At 64.9% G+C, this 16,268-nt stretch carries 18 protein-coding genes; 13 read left to right on the top strand and 5 right to left on the bottom strand.

All coding sequences use genetic code 11. The annotated features are described in order from the left end of the window. Positions 1–229 precede the first annotated feature (229 nt). The 4 genes from H8F24_RS01035 to H8F24_RS01020 all read right to left on the bottom strand — a co-directional run bounded on the left by H8F24_RS01035 (position 230) and on the right by H8F24_RS01020 (position 5,022). The gene (locus tag H8F24_RS01035; RefSeq protein WP_197156848.1) at positions 230–430 is read right to left on the bottom strand and encodes a phycobilisome linker polypeptide; all 201 of its coding nucleotides are present in this window, start codon (positions 428–430) and stop codon (positions 230–232) included. Between the two features lie 34 nt (positions 431–464). After that, positions 465–953, bottom strand: a complete 489-nt coding sequence (gene apcB, locus H8F24_RS01030) for an allophycocyanin subunit beta (protein WP_197156846.1) — start codon at positions 951–953, stop codon at positions 465–467. Between the two features lie 42 nt (positions 954–995). After that, a complete protein-coding gene (locus tag H8F24_RS01025; protein WP_197156845.1) occupies positions 996–1,481 on the bottom strand; it encodes an allophycocyanin in 486 nt (161 codons plus the stop codon). A 520-nt stretch (positions 1,482–2,001) separates the two neighbouring features. Then, the gene (locus tag H8F24_RS01020) at positions 2,002–5,022 is read right to left on the bottom strand and encodes a phycobilisome rod-core linker polypeptide (protein WP_197170600.1); all 3,021 of its coding nucleotides are present in this window, start codon (positions 5,020–5,022) and stop codon (positions 2,002–2,004) included. Positions 5,023–5,239: 217 nt separating this feature from the next. On the opposite strand from H8F24_RS01020, the gene H8F24_RS01015 reads away from it, so the two are divergent. From H8F24_RS01015 to H8F24_RS00955, 13 genes are all read left to right on the top strand, one after another. Beyond that, on the top strand, positions 5,240–6,496 hold the full coding sequence (locus H8F24_RS01015; protein WP_197170599.1) for a class I SAM-dependent methyltransferase: 1,257 nt from the start codon (positions 5,240–5,242) through the stop codon (positions 6,494–6,496). A gap of 79 nt (positions 6,497–6,575) precedes the next feature. Continuing rightward, positions 6,576–7,022, top strand: coding sequence for an ATP synthase (locus tag H8F24_RS01010; protein ID WP_231598006.1), 447 nt, complete (start codon positions 6,576–6,578; stop codon positions 7,020–7,022). 87 nt (positions 7,023–7,109) lie between these two features. Continuing rightward, positions 7,110–7,838, top strand: a complete 729-nt coding sequence (atpB, locus tag H8F24_RS01005) for a F0F1 ATP synthase subunit A (protein WP_197156839.1) — start codon at positions 7,110–7,112, stop codon at positions 7,836–7,838. A gap of 173 nt (positions 7,839–8,011) precedes the next feature. Then, entirely contained in the window at positions 8,012–8,260 is a 249-nt protein-coding gene (atpE, locus tag H8F24_RS01000) for an ATP synthase F0 subunit C (RefSeq protein ID WP_010315318.1), read from the top strand. 127 nt (positions 8,261–8,387) lie between these two features. Further along, entirely contained in the window at positions 8,388–8,861 is a 474-nt protein-coding gene (locus H8F24_RS00995) for a F0F1 ATP synthase subunit B' (RefSeq protein WP_197170598.1), read from the top strand. Beyond that, on the top strand, positions 8,858–9,382 hold the full coding sequence (locus tag H8F24_RS00990) for a F0F1 ATP synthase subunit B (RefSeq protein WP_197170597.1): 525 nt from the start codon (positions 8,858–8,860) through the stop codon (positions 9,380–9,382). Before H8F24_RS00995 ends, H8F24_RS00990 begins: the two co-directional genes overlap by 4 nt. Next, positions 9,382–9,930, top strand: a complete 549-nt coding sequence (gene atpH / locus H8F24_RS00985; RefSeq protein ID WP_197170596.1) for an ATP synthase F1 subunit delta — start codon at positions 9,382–9,384, stop codon at positions 9,928–9,930. The genes H8F24_RS00990 and atpH overlap by 1 nt, the downstream gene beginning before the upstream one ends. Positions 9,931–9,990: 60 nt before the next feature. Next, positions 9,991–11,508 (top strand): F0F1 ATP synthase subunit alpha, encoded by a 1,518-nt coding sequence (atpA, locus tag H8F24_RS00980; protein ID WP_197156831.1) that lies wholly within the window; start codon positions 9,991–9,993, stop codon positions 11,506–11,508. Between the two features lie 13 nt (positions 11,509–11,521). After that, entirely contained in the window at positions 11,522–12,475 is a 954-nt protein-coding gene (locus H8F24_RS00975) for a F0F1 ATP synthase subunit gamma (RefSeq protein ID WP_197156829.1), read from the top strand. A gap of 350 nt (positions 12,476–12,825) precedes the next feature. Beyond that, the gene (locus H8F24_RS00970; RefSeq protein ID WP_370594779.1) at positions 12,826–13,503 is read left to right on the top strand and encodes a putative 2OG-Fe(II) oxygenase; all 678 of its coding nucleotides are present in this window, start codon (positions 12,826–12,828) and stop codon (positions 13,501–13,503) included. A gap of 16 nt (positions 13,504–13,519) precedes the next feature. Continuing rightward, positions 13,520–13,849, top strand: a complete 330-nt coding sequence (locus H8F24_RS00965; protein WP_231598005.1) for a 2Fe-2S iron-sulfur cluster binding domain-containing protein — start codon at positions 13,520–13,522, stop codon at positions 13,847–13,849. Positions 13,850–13,860: 11 nt separating this feature from the next. Continuing rightward, positions 13,861–14,049, top strand: coding sequence for a hypothetical protein (locus H8F24_RS00960; RefSeq protein ID WP_197170594.1), 189 nt, complete (start codon positions 13,861–13,863; stop codon positions 14,047–14,049). After that, positions 14,046–15,104 carry a DUF3326 domain-containing protein gene (locus H8F24_RS00955; protein ID WP_197170593.1) on the top strand — a complete coding sequence of 353 codons (1,059 nt, stop codon included), beginning with the start codon at positions 14,046–14,048 and terminating at the stop codon, positions 15,102–15,104. The genes H8F24_RS00960 and H8F24_RS00955 overlap by 4 nt, the downstream gene beginning before the upstream one ends. 7 nt (positions 15,105–15,111) lie before the next feature. On the opposite strand, the gene ald is transcribed toward H8F24_RS00955, so the two are convergent. Continuing rightward, positions 15,112–16,251 carry an alanine dehydrogenase gene (gene ald, locus H8F24_RS00950; protein ID WP_197156822.1) on the bottom strand — a complete coding sequence of 380 codons (1,140 nt, stop codon included), beginning with the start codon at positions 16,249–16,251 and terminating at the stop codon, positions 15,112–15,114. Positions 16,252–16,268: the final 17 nt, after the last annotated feature.

Genomic DNA, 16,268 nt, shown 5'->3' with positions numbered 1-16,268 from the left:
GAAGGGAGCTGCCGCCACTGCCACCCTCGCCGCTGCTGCGGCGGGATGCTCTGGAACGGGAACCGGTCAACGTTTCAGCGATGCAGGATCCCCATTCAGCCGGGCCACCCCCCGGTTTGTCGAGAGCATGACTACAGATCTGTCCATCAAAGCCGTTCCTGGACCATGAAAAAAGCCCGGCATTGGCCGGGCTGAGGCTGAGTGAAAGGGATGGTGCCGGTCCTGGTGTTCAGTTACCGACGTTCTGCTGACGACGACCGGTGGCCAGTTCGACCTTCAGAATCTTGCCCCCCTGCTTCATGATTCGCTGCTGTTCAGCGAACCAGCTCTCGAAGGGCACCCACTTGGTGAAGTAGGTGTTCTGCAGTTCCCTTTGACTGCGTGCCTTTTCGGGGCAGGGGATGCAGGCTGTGATCTTGAACAGACGCATGGGGGATCCTCGCGAGGGTGTTCCGCAGCAGGGATCAGTTACCCAGGCCGGAGCTGATGTAGTCGAAGTACACGCCCATTTCACGGCCGGCGTCGGGACCCACCAGTGCAGCAGTGGATTCCTTCATGGCCTGAATGGCTTGGACGGTGGCTCCGATGGGCACACCCAGGGAGTTGTAGGTCTCCTTCAGTCCATTGAGAACGCGCTCATCCAGAATGGAGGTGTCACCGGCCAGCATGGCGTAGGTGGCGTAGCGCAGGTAGTAATCCATGTCGCGGATGCAGGCTGCATACCGACGGCAGGTGTACATGTTGCCACCCGGACGGGTGATGTCCGAATAGAGCAGCGATTTGGCGACGGCTTCCTTGATGATGCCGGAGGCGTTGGCGCTGATGGTGGCGGCGGCACGGACGCGCAGCTCACCGCTGGCGTAGTACTGCTCCAGGCGGCCCATGGAGGAGCCGTCAAGGTAAAGCCCCTGGACGTCAGCTTGGTTGATGACGTTGGTGATCGCGTCTTGCATGAATCCTGAGTGTGAAGCGGTGGATGAAGGACGGATGCAGCCTCAGGAGAGGGCGCCGACGACATAGTCGAAGTAGGTGCCAGCTTCTTCGGCATCGGAGCCCGTCAGCATGCTGGCGGCGACGGCCTTCATCTCGCGCACGGATTCCGCCATGGCATCGAGGGGGACGCCCAGGGACCGATACATTTCACGGGCGCCGATGATGCCGATTTCTTCAATCGGTGTGACATCACCCGCGATGATTCCGTAGGTCACCAGGCGCAGGTAGTAATCCATGTCGCGCAGGCAGGAGGCGGTCATCTCCTCGCCATAGGCGCTTCCGCCAGGGGAGATGCAGTCGGGGCGCTTTTGGAAAAGCTGGCCGCCGGCCTGCTTGACAATGCGCTCACGGCTCTCGCTGAGGACCTGGGCTACGCGTAGACGACGCTGACCGCCGCCTACAAAAGCCTTGATCTGGTCGAGTTCGCCAGGGCTGAGGTAGCGGGCTTCGGCGTCCGCGTTGATGATCGAGTTGGAGACGATGCTCATGCAGTTCTGCCTCGAAACAAGCGGTCGCCTGAGAGGAGACCGGTATCCGGTGGGTGGGTTGGGAGTCCACACGGCAGAAATTCAGGGCAGACCGGGTTTAGGGGCCTTGCTGGTCTGAGATTCGCAGCCATGTGGGTGCGGCCAGATTGCCTGACCGCCCGCTCATTCTGCGGCAAGCCTCCCAGTGTTTCCGGGTCCCGGTAACAGTTCTTCACGGCGGCTCGATTTCGCAGATCCCTTGGCCCGTAAGGGCTTTCGGCGGAGTTGTTGATATGCGTGTGTGCATGGATGTGTTTCTTCTCGACAGCAATCTGGCTTGAATTCGTCATCGCATGCTCTTCCCTTTTTCAAGGGCACAGAAAAGCCCACCCCCTGCAAGGGGGTGGGCCAACTGGTCTTTGGCTCCTGGTCTGCTCGTCTGGTCGGTCTGCCCCAGTTCTCTCCTGTGCAAAAGGCGCTTCAGATGAAACGAGAAAAAGGGCAGGGGCCGAGAGCCGATCTCAGTAGTGAGGAGGATCGCTCAGATCGCCCCTTTCGGCGCTGGAGTCAGGCCGGCATTGCCGGCATAGAGGGCTGCCGTGCGGTTCACGGTCTCCAGCGGGATGCCGTCACTGGTATCCAATCCTCGGATGTAGGGCACCGTGTCGCGACCGAACGCCTGGGCGTAATGGTCGCTGGAGAGCAGAGCCTCCACCGCGCTGAGCAGACCACTGCGCACTCGGGTAGCCAGGAAACGACTGGATTCCTCGGGCTGGGCGGCGCGGCCCAGCAGAGCCAGGTGCGCGGCCGCGGCAGCTCGGAGCGGGGCCATGCGGTTGAGCCGATCCAGGAACAGGCTGCTGGAGGCGATCTGGCCGACAAAATCGGCGACGCTCAGCTGGCCATCCCGCAACTGGGATTCCGCATCCCCAAGCCGTTCGGCAGAGAAGGGAACACGATTGAGCAATTGCCGGTAGCTGGCCTCAATCACCTGCTGCAGCTTGTCTTCGCTGCGCAGGCTGGTCAGCACCACAGGCATGCCGAGGCTTTGGCGACGGCCGTACCCCTGGGGACGGCCAGGGCGCAGGGCCTGTCGCATCGCCGCACCGGGCTGGCGTGCGGGCGAAGCCACCAGCGTGGTGGACACCGTGGCAGACCAGCTCGGACCTCCAACGCTTGGTGCCCCCAGGGGTTTGACGGGGCCGGGGACGACGCCGCTGCGCCAGGGCATCGGGACACCACCGCCGGGCTGCCAACGTGGCTGGCTCCAGCGACGGGTGGGTTCCGGATCCTTGCGGATGCTTTCAGGGCCTTCGACCACACGGCTGCTGGCCATGCTTTCACCGCCGGCCACAGTGGCGCTCCAGCCACCGACGATCACCTGGCGGCGACCGGGCAGGTTGCGGGGCACCAGATCGCCCACGGTCTGCAGGCGCTGGGGCTGTGCCACGTCAGGGCGCCTGGCCAGGGTGAGATCAGCCACCGCGGCGGCATTGAAGGCTCGCCTGAGGGCCGGAACACGGCGAGCATTGACATCGGCCGCTGTGATGAAGCGTTCGTAGGGAACGGTGTCTTCACCAAAGCTCTGGCTGTATTCAGGGGAATTGATCATGGCGTCGACAACGCCGTAGAAACCCTTGCGTGCGGCCGTGTCGAAGTAGGCGTTGATCTCCCAGCGGCCGAAGGTGGGCCGGCCGAGGATGCGGCGATGCATCACCTCAATGGCCTTGGTGATGTAGAGCCCGCTCCAGTAACGGCGCCGGAACGCATCCGAGCGGGCCACCTGGCGAATGAACTCGCGCAGGCTGATGTCACCGTTTTCGAGCTTGATCTCCTCCACCTTGGTGGACTCACCGGCATAGCCCGTGGTCCCGAGGATCTGGACGTAGACCGCCCGGATCACGGCCTGGGTGCTGGCTTCAGTGCCGCGGATGCTGGGCTGTCCACCGCGCAGGGGCACGGAATTGCCTCCGGTGGCGATCTGCTGCAGCCGCACCACCTTGGGCCCGACCCGACGAGGTTTGGCCTTGCGGAACTGAGGGCTGTCCATCTGACCAGGCTGGCTCATGCCATTGCCGATCAGGATGCGGCGCGCGTCATAACCATACGGAGCCGGACGCGTGGCCACGTTGGCCGTGCCGGACGGGAAGATGGCGCCGTAGTTGAGACCGAGCGGATCGTTACCACCGCCGTAGGCGTGTTGATCGCCGAAGGGCTGGCGGTAAGACGAGTAGAGGGTGATGTACTGCGGGGCTCCTTCAAACGGAGCGCTGAAGCGGAACAGCTTCCGGTTCGACCCCCAACCGGCGCTCTCCTGGGCTTCCTCGCCGAGATCGCGCAGGTAAGGCACGGTCTCTTCGCCGAAGACGCGGGCGTACTCCTGGGTATTGATCAGCGAATCGACTAGGCCGTTCAGACCTTGGGCACTGACGATGTCGAAGTAGCGGGTGAATTCCTCCTTGGAACTCAGGCCCCGGCCGAGGAAGTGGCGGAATGCCAGTTCAACCGCACGGCTGTTGGAGAAGCGGCCATAAAACTGCTGGCGATATTCCTTGCTCCGGCCCAGGGCACGGATGAATTCGCGCATCGAGATCTGGCCTTGCCGCACCTGGGTTGCTTCCACAGGGCAGACCACCTGGCTGTAACCCTTGACGATGTCGCGCTCAAACACCTGGCGGTAGGCGGCGCGAATCACCTCGGCTTTCTGGGCACCACTCATGCCGGGCTTCATGTTGAAGCGCTGCGCACCTTCGGCGGAGAGCGCATAGATGGCGGGCAGTTGCAGTCCCTGGTTCTCGGGGCTGCCGAGCCGTTGACGCGCCGAGGGCGTCGGCACCTCAAGCTCCTTGAGCAGCACGTTGAAGTAATCGATCACCAGCTGGCGGGCCTCCGGCTCGCCCTTGAACAGGCCGGCGGCGGCGGCTCGCATCTCCTGCAGGGCCACATTCGTGGCCGCCAGCGAACAGGCTTTCTCCAGGATGTCCCGCAGGCCGCGGGTGTTCACCGCCAGGATGCTGGGATCTCCGGCCACCACGGCATAGCCGACGTAACGCAGGAACCAGGCCATGTCACGGACCGACTTCTTCATCCGCTCGGTGCCGTAGACAGCCACCGAGATCGGGTTGAAACCAGTCGGCAGGATCACGCGCACGTCGGCGTCGCCGCCGGCGCCGTCGAGCAGCCGACGGATCAGGTTGCCTCGGCTGGCGGCGGCTCCGGCACCGGTGAAGGTCTGCACGGAACGCTGAAATGCGGCCTGGTCGGCGGCGAGAGGGGTCTCGTCGCCTCCGCTGCTGAGGGGCGCATCCAGATAGGAGAGGGGCGTGCCGCCCGCAAAGATGCGGTTTGCGGCCTTGGCCACGATCGTCTGAGCATTGGCGGCGATGCGCCGGGCCACAGCCACGCGGGTCTGACCGCTCTGGAAGAAGGTGATCAGGCTGTCGAGTTCCCCGCCGTCGGGGAATCGGTCCTGCTGCTCCGCCTGACGGACGCTGGAGAGCGGCAGGGTGTCGTAGAGCTGGGGTGTGACCCTGGTGCTGCCGCTGCTGGCGGTCACGGTCATGAACGAGAGCGAGCCGGGCTGGGACAACTTACGGCTGGCCTTGCGGGCGTTCGGGAGCCCATGAACAAATGTTTGCAGCCCCGTGGTTCGACCCCATGGAGGGGCGGATGTCCAGAGGCGCTCACGGCCCCCCTCCGGCCCGTGACGAACCCGATGCGATCCCTTCCGTCTGGGCTGGACGCCATGAAAAGCTCGGCCCCACCCCCCGGCTCTCCGCATGACCTCCGCAGGCTCGCCATCGGTTCCTCCGGCTGCCACCGATGCCGCTCCCGGTGCCAGCACCGATGCCGCCACCCCGGTGGTGAGTGCCTTCTATGACCGGTTTCCCTACCCGGGCGATCCGCTCCAGGACGGCCCGCCGCCTGGATACAACTGGCGTTGGTGTGTCAACGCGGCCTATGCGGCCTGTACCGGGGCCCTGCCCGCTGCGGCTGCGGGCGGGCGACCGCTGCGGCTGCTGGACGCCGGATGCGGCACGGGTGTCAGCACCGATTACCTGGCCCATCTCAACCCCGGCTCCGAGATCCTGGCGGTGGACATCTCCAGCGGTGCCCTGGCCGTGGCCCGCGAGCGGCTGCGTCGCTCCGGCGGCGGCGAGCGTTCCCAGGTGCGGATCGAGAACCGCAGCCTGCTGGACCTGGCCGACGAAGGCAGCTTCGACTACATCAATTCCGTGGGGGTGCTGCACCATCTGCGCCAGCCGGCGGCCGGCCTGGCGGCCCTGGCCTCACGGCTCAAGCCCGGGGGGCTCCTGCACCTGTTTCTCTATGCCGATGGCGGACGCTGGGAGATCCACCGCACCCAGCGCGCCCTCGGCCTGCTGGGTGCGGGCAGCGGCGCCGACGGACTGAGGCTCGGCCGGCAGCTGTTCGCCGACCTGCCTGCCTCCAATCGCCTGCGCCGCCATCACGAGCAGCGCTGGGCCATGGACACGGCCGCCGATGCCAACTTCGCCGACATGTACCTGCACCCGCAGGAGACCAGTTACGACCTGGATCGTCTCTTCGCCTTCGTGGCCTCGGCGGATCTGACTTTCGCCGGCTTCTCCAATCCGGCCGTCTGGGATCCGGCCAGGCTGCTGCAGGGCGAGTTGCTCGAGCGAGCCCGTGCCCTGAGTGAACGGCAGCAATGGCAACTGGTGCAGGAGCTGGATCCCGACATCAGCCACTTTGAGTTCTTTCTCTCCAAGGGGCCGATCCTCCGACCGGACTGGTCCGATGACACGGTTCTGCTGCAAGCCCGCGGCGTGCGCAACCCGTGCATCTGGGGCTGGCCTGGTACCAGCCTGCTGGATTCGGACATGGCACCGCTTGACCTCTCGGAGGAGGGTGTTCTGCTGCTCCAGGCCCTTGAGGCGGCCGGTCCGGAGCAGCCCCTGGAGCGGTTGCTGCCGGACTGGTCCCGCGCCCAACTGCTGAGCACGGCCAGGCTGTTGCTGGAGCAGCGCCTGCTGCTGCTGCGGCCTGGCGAGTGAGGCCCTCGTGATAGATTCCGCGCGCCATAACAGAGTTTCGGCGGGCTTGCAGGACTCACTGGATTCTCACCCTGAGACGGTGTCTCTTCACGACTCCGTCCCTCAGGACACGGATCCGGGACATCCCGCAGCCGGTGTCGAGGCCTCTGTTCTCACGTCCGATGCCCCGGAGGCCAAGGCTTCCAACGGGATGGACGATTACGCGCGGCTTCGGCAGCGCCTGATCCTGGCCACGCTGCTCGTTTCGGCAGTGGCTGTTGTGATCACCTCTCTCCGCTTTGATCTGGCCACTGCCGGCAGTCTGCTGGTAGGCGCCATGGCCGGCTTGCTTTACCTGCGGCTTCTTGCTCGCAGTGTTGAGCGAGTCGGGAACGGATCGAAGTCTGTGGGCAAGTTTCAGCTTCTGGTGCCTGTGGTGCTTGTGCTCGCTGCGGCGCGCCTGCCCGAGTTGCAGTTGCTGCCTGCCCTGATCGGCTTTCTGCTCTACAAGCCGGCCATTCTTCTGAATGCTGTCTTCGACAGCTGAAGATCATGACCGAACTAGCTCAAGCCTGACGGCTCCGCCGTCGTTTTCCGAAACGCCGCCTGCGCGGCACCGAAACCCACCAGCCAGATGGTCGCCTTACCACTTGTTCTCCCTTTCGCCGAACTGGAGGTTGGTCAACACCTCTATTGGCAGCTGGGGAATTTCAAGATCCACGGTCAGGTTTTCCTGAGCTCCTGGGTCGTGATCGGCGCGCTGCTGGCCCTCGTGGTTGCCGGAACCCGCAAGCTCAGCCGCGATCCCCAGGGAACCCAGAATCTGCTGGAGTTTCTGTGGGACTACATCCGCGATCTCACCCGCGAGCAGATCGGTGAAAAGGCTTACCGCGATTGGCTTCCCTTCATCGGCACCCTCTTTCTGTTCATCTTCGTGAGCAACTGGGGTGGTGCGTTGGTCCCCTGGAAGCTGATCCATCTGCCCAGTGGTGAGCTCGGCGCCCCAACGGCGGACATCAACACCACGATCGCCCTGGCTCTGCTGGTCTCACTGGCCTACTTCTATGCAGGCCTTAGCCGCAAGGGTTTCCGGTACTTCGAGTACTACGTGGAGCCGACTCCGATCATGCTCCCGTTCAAGATCGTCGAGGACTTCACTAAGCCCCTCAGCCTGTCGTTCCGTTTGTTCGGCAACATCCTGGCTGATGAACTGGTGGTTGCGGTGCTTGCTTTTCTTGTGCCGCTGGTCGTTCCTCTGCCGGCCATGTTCCTGGGCTTGTTCACCAGTGCGATTCAGGCCTTGATCTTCGCCACCCTCGCCGCTTATTACATCGGCGAGGCTGTTCACGAAGAGCATCACTAAAGCTCCCTCGGCCTGGATTGAGCGCACGGCAACGTGCCGCTCCTTTCAGCCGATCTGCTAAATCTCCTGCTCGCAGGTCCGGTTGCAGTCCGGGCCCGTCTCCAAGGAGGAGACGTCCGCTGGCGACAGGTTCAACCAGCGCTACCCCAGCGCTCCACATCCCCCCTTCCACCATGGATTCCATCACCTCCGCTGCGTCCGTCGTGGCCGCTGGTCTCGCCGTCGGCCTTGGCGCCATCGGCCCCGGTATCGGTCAGGGCACCGCTGCCGGCGGCGCTGTCGAAGGCATCGCTCGTCAGCCTGAAGCTGAAGGCAAGATCCGCGGCACCCTGCTGCTTTCCCTGGCCTTCATGGAAGCTCTCACCATCTACGGCCTCGTGGTGGCCCTGGTGCTGCTGTTCGCCAACCCCTTCGCCGGCTGATCGGAACTGGATGTGATCCGAGGTCCCTGGAACCGATGGTTTCCTGGGCCTCGTCCGCATCGTTGTCCGTTCGCTCCGCGTTCTCCCTCCGGTTTTTCTCCGGACGTCCGCTCGCCACTCCCGCCCCATGACCAGCTGGCTTCTGCTTGCCGAAGCAGGTGCACCCGAAGGAGGTCTGTTCGACCTCGACGCCACTCTGCCGCTGATGGCAGTGCAGATTGTCGTCCTCACCTTCATTCTCAATGCCCTGTTTTTCCGCCCGGTCGGTCGGGTCGTGGAAGAGCGAGAGGATTACATCAGTACCAGTCGTGCCGAGGCCAAGCAGAAGCTGGCCCAGGTGGAGCGTCTGGAGACTGAATTGAAGGAGCAGCTCAAGGAGGCCCGTCTCCACACCCAGAAGCTGATCCTCGACGCTGAACAGGAATCCGATCGCCTCTATCGTGACGCCCTGGCCACTGCGACGGCCGAAGCCAACGCATCGCGCGAACAGGCGCGTCGTGAGATTGATTCCCAGCGGGAATCGGCCATGACACAGCTTCAGGGAGATGCCGACCAACTCGGTGATCTGATCGTCGAACGTCTGCTGGCTGCCACCAAATGAATCTTCCCCTTCCCCTGGTGATGGCTTCGGAGGGAGGCTTCGGCCTCAACTTCAACATCTTCGAATCCAACATCATCAACCTGGCGATCGTGATCGCCTGCCTCTGGAAGTTCCTCCCCAGCTTCCTCGGTGGCATCCTTGAGCGCCGTCGGGCCCTCATCCTTTCTGATCTCAAGGACGCAGAGGAGCGCCTGGCCAAGGCCACGGCCTCGCTTGCCACGGCCCAGCAGGATCTTGGTCAGGCCCAGAAGAAGGCCGATCAGATCCGCGCTGAAGGCAAGGAGCGTGCCCAGTCGATCCGCCTCGAGATCGAGAAGCGCACCATCGAGGACATGGCGCGGATCAAGCAGAGCTCCAGCAATGATCTCGAGTCCGAAGCGGCCAGGGTCACCACCCTGCTGCGACGCCAGGCCGCCCAGCTGGCCATTGACAAGGCCCTCTCAAGCCTTCCTGGCAAGCTCGATGACCAGGCCCAGGCCCGTTTCATCGAGCAGGCCATCCAATCGATGGGTAACGCCTGATGCCGCTGCTCAACTCCATCACCACGCCCTACGCAGAAGCCTTCCTGCAGGTGGCGGAAGCCCACAACGAACTGGAACAGGTTGTGGACCAGGCCCGTCAGATCCTGGCGCTCTGGAATGAATCCGATGATCTGCGCCAGGCGTTGACCTCGCCGGTCATCGAGATCGAAGCCAAGAAGGGTGCCCTCCAGGCTCTGTTCGCGGAGCAGGTGACGCCCACCTTTCTGAATCTTCTCAAGCTGTTGGCTGATCGCCAGCGCATCGAAGTTCTGGATGCAGTGCTGGAGCGTCTGCTCGACCTCTACCGCCAGCAGAACGGGATCGCCCTGGCGACGGTCACCTCGGCCACCACGTTGGCTGCCGAGCAGCTGGCCCAGATCACCAGCAGGATCAAAACCGTGGCGGCCACCGAGCAGGTTGAGGTCGTCCAGAAGGTCGATCCCGCTCTGATCGGCGGCTTCACCGTCAGTGTCGGTTCGCAGGTGATCGACGCCAGCCTGTCCGGACAGGTTCGTCGCCTCGGTCTGGCCCTGGCCAAGGTGAGCTAGCTCCCCCCGTTTCTCCTTCCGCCTTTTTCCCCTCGTGTCCCCTGCCGGGGATTTCCACCCATGGTTTCCATCCGCCCCGACGAGATCAGCGCGATCCTCAAGCAGCAGATCGAGGACTACGACAAATCCGTCTCGGTCAGCAACGTCGGAACCGTTCTGCAGGTTGGTGACGGGATTTCCCGCGTCTACGGCCTCCAACAGGTGATGGCCGGCGAGTTGGTGGAATTTGAGGACGGCACCGAAGGCATTGCCCTCAACTTGGAGGACGACAATGTCGGCGTTGTGCTGATGGGCGAGGGGCTCGGCATCCGCGAAGGCAGCACGGTGAAGGCCACCGGCAAGATCGCCGCAGTACCCGTCGGCGAGGCGATGCTGGGTCGGGTGGTGAACTCCCTGGGTCAGCCCATCGACGGCAAGGGTGAGATCGCCACCACCGAGACCCGTCTGATCGAATCGATGGCGCCTGGGATCATCCAGCGCAAGTCGGTGCATGAGCCCATGCAGACCGGCATCACAGCCATCGATGCCATGATCCCGATCGGTCGTGGCCAGCGTGAGCTGATCATCGGCGACCGTCAGACCGGCAAGACGGCGATCGGCATTGACACGATCATCAACCAGAAGGGTCAGGACGTCGTCTGCGTCTATGTCGCGATCGGCCAGAAGGCCGCCTCCGTCGCCAACGTGGTTGAGGTGTTGCGCGAGAAGGGCGCCCTGGATTACACCATCGTGGTAGCGGCCAGCGCCTCTGAAGCAGCCGCTCTTCAGTACCTGGCTCCCTACACCGGCGCGGCTCTGGCCGAGTCGTTCATGTACAAGGGCAAGGCCACCCTGGTGATCTATGACGACCTCACCAAGCAGGCCCAGGCCTACCGCCAGATGTCGCTGTTGCTGCGTCGTCCCCCCGGTCGTGAGGCCTACCCCGGTGATGTCTTCTACTGCCACAGCCGTCTGCTGGAGCGCGCCGCCAAGCTGAGTGATGCCATGGGCAAGGGCAGCATGACCGCCCTGCCGATCATCGAAACCCAGGCCGGCGATGTGTCTGCCTACATCCCAACCAACGTGATCTCGATCACGGATGGTCAGGTGTTCCTCAGCTCCGACCTGTTCAACTCCGGTCTGCGGCCCGCCATCAACGTGGGCATCTCCGTGAGCCGGGTGGGTGGTGCCGCCCAGACCAAGGCCATCAAGAAGATCGCCGGTACCCTGAAGCTGGAGCTGGCTCAGTTCGACGAACTGGCTGCCTTCTCCCAGTTCGCCTCGGATCTCGACGCCGCCACCCAGAAGCAACTGGCTCGCGGTAAGCGGCTGCGCGAGATCCTCAAGCAACCCCAGTTCAGCCCCCTGATCCTGGCCGAACAGGTGGCGGTGGTCTACGCCGGCGTCAAGGGTCTGATCGACGAGGTTCCGGTGGAATCGGTGGTGCAGTTCTGCCGTGAACTGCGCGAGTATCTCAAGACCAACAAGCCCGAGTACATCTCCAAGATCCAGACCGAGAAGCAGCTCAGCGACGAAGCTGAAGCCATGCTCAAGGATGCGATCAACGAAGTCAAATCGTCCATGCTCGCCACCGTCTGAGGAGGGCGTACTGATGGCTAATCTCAAGGAAATCCGCGACCGCATCAGTTCGGTCAAGAACACGCGCAAGATCACCGAGGCCATGCGTCTCGTGGCGGCCGCCAAAGTGCGGCGCGCTCAGGAGCAGGTGTTGCGAAGCCGTCCGTTTGCCGATCGCCTGGCACGGGTGCTGGAGAATCTTCAGTCGCGCATGCGCTTCGAGGATGCCGATTCGCCCCTGCTCGAATCCCGCGATCTGCGTACGATCACGCTGTTGTCTGTGACGGGCGATCGTGGTCTCTGCGGTGGCTACAACGCCAACATCATCAAGCGCACCGAGCAACGCTTCGCTGAGCTCAAGCAGCAGGGTTACAGCGTGGATCTGGTGTTGATCGGCCGTAAGGCGATCACCTATTTCCAGAATCGCAGTTACCCGATCCGGGCCACCTTCACCGGTCTCGAGCAGGTTCCCAACGCCAGCGAAGCCGGTGGTATCGCAACTGAAGTACTGGCTGAGTTTCTCTCTGCCAGTACCGACAGGGTCGAGATCATCTTCACCAAGTTCATCAACCTGGTCAGTTCCAAGCCCGTGGTGCAGACCCTGTTGCCACTGGATCCCCAGGGAATCGCCACCCCCGAGGACGAGATCTTCCGTCTCACCACCCGCGAGGGTCGCCTGACCGTGGCTGTGGATGCCGGCGGTGTTGCCAACGATCAGCCCGAGATCCCCTCGGACATCGTCTTCGACCAGAGCCCGGAGCAGCTGCTCAATGCCCTGCTGCCTCTGTATCTGGAGAATCAGTTGCTCCGCTCCCTGCAGGAGGCGGCGGCGTCTGAGCTGGCCAGCCGGATGACGGCCATGAACAACGCCAGCGACAACGCCAAGGCCCTCGCCAAGAGCCTGACGCTGGACTACAACAAAGCCCGCCAGGCGGCGATCACCCAGGAGATCCTCGAGGTGGTCGGTGGCTCCGTGGCGATGGCCTGATCTGTTGACGGCCAGATCAGTTGCCTTCTGAGCGGAGATCTTCTCTCGGCTCTTTGGCACCTGCAGGCCAGCATTCGTTGTCCCGCAACTGCTGTTCAGATGGCCGTTTCCGAATCCCGGGAACGGCTTTTTGAGTGATGTTTTTGTGCCCGGAGGCTTTCTGTGCCCGTCTGTTTGCAGCCCGAACGTGGGGCTTGGCAGGATCCAGGCGTGTGCGACAGGTCTCGTTGATGAGGGAGCACGGTGGTGTGGCTTCAGGATCTGGCCCTCATGCTGGATCCCCACAACATGGGGCGACCCCACTGGGAGGCCTGGAGATCCAAGCCCTCTTCCCCACGGCGCTCGGTCAGGTGCAGCGAGCGGTCGATCCGCTCGACACGGCTCTGCAGATTCAGGCGATCTGTGAGCTGCGCGGTGAGTCTGCCTCCAACCCCGATCCCGGCTGCGCCTGGACCGGAGACCTCAATGGGGTGTGGCAGTTGCACCGCCACCCGGTCTTTGCGCCGCTGGTGGCGGAGATCGCAGCCCATGCCCAGACCTACCTCGGCGCCCTGGGCTTCTGCGATTCCGCGGTGGCGCTGCATCTGCAGCGCTGTTGGCCGGTGGTGAGCGAGACCGGGCAGGTGGTGGGCCGCCATCACCATCCCAATGCACACCTCAGTGCTGTGTATTACCTCAATGGCGATGGCAGTGGCCGGCATGGCTGTCTGCGTCTCTTCCCGGTCCGCCAGGTGAACGAGTTGGTGCCCGGCCTGGCGGTGGGCCATGGCGGCCCGATCGGCGTCGCCTCTCCCTTCAATGCGGCCTGGCTGGATGTGGCGCCGCGAGCCGGTCTGCTGCTGCTGTTCCCCTCCTGCCTGGATCACGCCGTGCTGGAGAACCACGAGCCCGACGATCACCGCTTTTCGATCAGTCTTGATTTTGTGCTCACCGCACCGCCCGCCGCGCCTGGCTCCAGGCCGCCGGAGTACCTGGCGCCCCATCCCAGCCAGTGGCAGGCCATCGGGGAAGATGGGCTGCGCGCCTGACCGTCCGATCCCGCTCGTGTCCGATTCCTCCAGCTTCAGCGTCACCGCCGAGATCGACGGCACGCGACACAGTTTTCCGTGCCGATCCGACCAGACCGTGCTGGCCGCGGCTGAAGCAGCGGGCGTGCCCTTGCCCAGTTCCTGCTGTTCGGGGGTGTGCACCACCTGTGCAGCCCTGCTCCGCAGCGGCCGTGTGCACCAGCCCGATGCCATGGGGGTGAAGATGGAACTGCAGGAGCAGGGCTATGCCCTGTTGTGTGTGTCATTCCCCCGCAGTGACCTCGATCTGCTCGCCGGCCAGGAAGATGCGCTCTACGAGCTTCAGTTCGGTCAGTTTCAGAAGTGAGTGCTGCGCCCATGCGCCTCGAGCCACTGGAGTTGTGGCTGAAGCCCGCGCCCGGTGCTCTGCTGCCACAGATCCGGGCCGCCCTGGCCAACCAACCCGGCGGCGCCGAGCCCCTGCGCTGGGCGATCACGGCGGTGGATCCTGATCGGGGGCTGAGGGTCGAAGGGGTTTGGCTGTTGAGCACCAAACCGGCGTGTTGAGCGGCTGTGCGGCGCCGCCGCTGCCCACCCTTCTGGTGATCCCCACCGGCGTGGGCTGTGCCGTGGGCGGCTACGCGGGCGATGGCCTGCCGGCGGCCCGGCTGCTCGCCGCCGCCAGTGGCTGCCTGATCACCCATCCCAACGTGATGAACGCGGCGGCGCTCTACTGGAGCGATCCACGGTTGCACTACGTGGAGGGCTGGAGCCTGAATCGATTCGCTGCCGGTGAGCTGGCCCTGGCGCCGGTTCCGGCGCGGCGGGTAGGTCTGCTGCTGGATGCCGGCATCGAGGAGCCCCTGTGTCAGCGCCATCTGCAGGCGGCCGATGCCTGCCGCGCCAGCCTTGGCCTGGCGATCGGCCCGGTGCGCACCACCGAGGCACCGCTGCAGGTGAGCCTGTCGCTTGGCCCCAGTGGTGCCAGCTGGGGCAGCCTGGCGCACCCGGATCTGCTGCTGCGGGCGGGAGAGCAGCTGGTGGCGGCCGGGGCCACGGCGATCGCCGTGGTGGCCCGTTTCCCCGATGAGCCCGAGAGTGAAGCCCTGGCGGCCTACCGCCAGGGGGCGGGGGTCGATGGGCTGGCCGGTGCCGAGGCCGTGATCAGCCATCTGCTCAGTCGTCATCTGGGTTGCCCCTGCGCCCACGCTCCGGCCCTGGCGCCGCTGCCCCTCGATCCCAGCCTTGATCCGCGGGCCGCGGCGGAGGAGCTGGGCCACACCTTCCTGCCCTGCGTTCTGGTGGGCCTGAGCCGGGCCCCCGATCTGGTGAGCGAACCGGCTGCCTCCAGGGCGGCCGGCCTGATCCGCGCCGCGGACATCGGTGCGGTGGTGGCGCCGGCGATGGCCCTGGGGGGGGAAGCTGTTCTGGCCTGCGCGGAGCGGGGGGTCCCGGTGATCGCCGTGCGGGGCAATCCCTGTGTGCTGGCGGTCGACGGGGCGGCGCTGGGCCTTGAGGTGCTGGAGGTGACGACCTACGCCGAAGCGGCTGGTCTGGTGCTGGCTCTGCGGGAGGGGATCGACCCTGCCAGCCTGCGCCGGCCCCTGGGGCGCCTCGCTTGAACGGAGCTCAGCGCAGACAGGCCATCGGGTGGCGCGGCGATACCCCCAGGGCCTTGGCCACTCCCGGATGGCAGACGGCCCCATTGACGGTGTTCAGACCCGAGAGCAGCTCGGGCCGGTCGGTGACCGCCTCGGCCAGCCCGCGGCCAGCCATCACCAGGATGTAGGGCAGGGTGACACTCACCAGGGCTTCGGTGGAGGTGAAAGGCACCGCGCCGGGCATGTTGCCCACGGCGTAGTGCTGCACGCCATGGATCGTCACCACCGGTTCGGTGTGGGTGGTCTCGCGGCTGGTGGCAATGCAGCCCCCCTGATCGATCGCCACGTCCACGATCACCGAGCCGGCCTTCATGCGCTGGACCAGGTCTTCCTCCACCAGGGTGGGGGCCCGGCCGCCGGGGGTGAGCACGGCGCCGATCAGCAGGTCCGCCCCCGGCACCAACCGCTCAATCAGGCCGCGGCTGCTTACCAGGCTCACCAGGCGGCCCTTGCGGTCGGCCTCCAGCCGGCGCAGGCGCTGGGGCGAGTGATCCAGCAGGAACACCTCCGCATCCATCGCCGCCGCCAGCCGTGCCGCATGCCAGCCCACCGTTCCTGCCCCCAGCACCACCACCCGCGCCGGCCGCACGCCGGTACAGCCGCCGATCAGCACGCCGCGGCCACCGTGGGGCTTTTCCAGCAGATGGGCGCCCACCTGGGCGGCGATGCGCCCGGCGATCTCGCTCATGGGCGCCAGCAGCGGCAGGCTGCCGTCTTCGAGCTGCACGGTTTCGTAGGCCACCGCGGTGGTACCGGCCTCCAGCAGGGCCTCGCCCACCTCGGGATAGGCGGCCAGATGGAGGTAGGTGAACAGCACCAGGTCGCTGCGCAGATAGCGAAACTCCTCCGGTTGCGGTTCTTTCACCTTCACCACCAGATGGGCGCCCCAGGCGTCCTCGCAGCTCACCAGAAGGGCCCCGGCCGCGGCGTAGTCATCGTCGGCGATGCCGGCGCCGAGCCCGGCGCCCTCCTGCACCCGCACCTCCATGCCCTGGCCCACCAGCTCGCGCACCCCATCAGGACTGAGCGCCACCCGCTGCTCGTCCTGCTTGATTTCCGTAGGCACGCCGATGCTGGCCATCGGGGCCGTCAGGCCGGGTGCTGTCATGGACCACTGCAGGGCTT

It is taken from the genome of Synechococcus sp. CBW1002, from assembly GCF_015840915.1.
In the GTDB taxonomy this organism is placed as follows: Bacteria; Cyanobacteriota; Cyanobacteriia; order PCC-6307; family Cyanobiaceae; genus CBW1002.
Note: the sequence above shows the minus strand (reverse complement) of the source record. Positions and strands in the feature narration are given on the sequence as shown.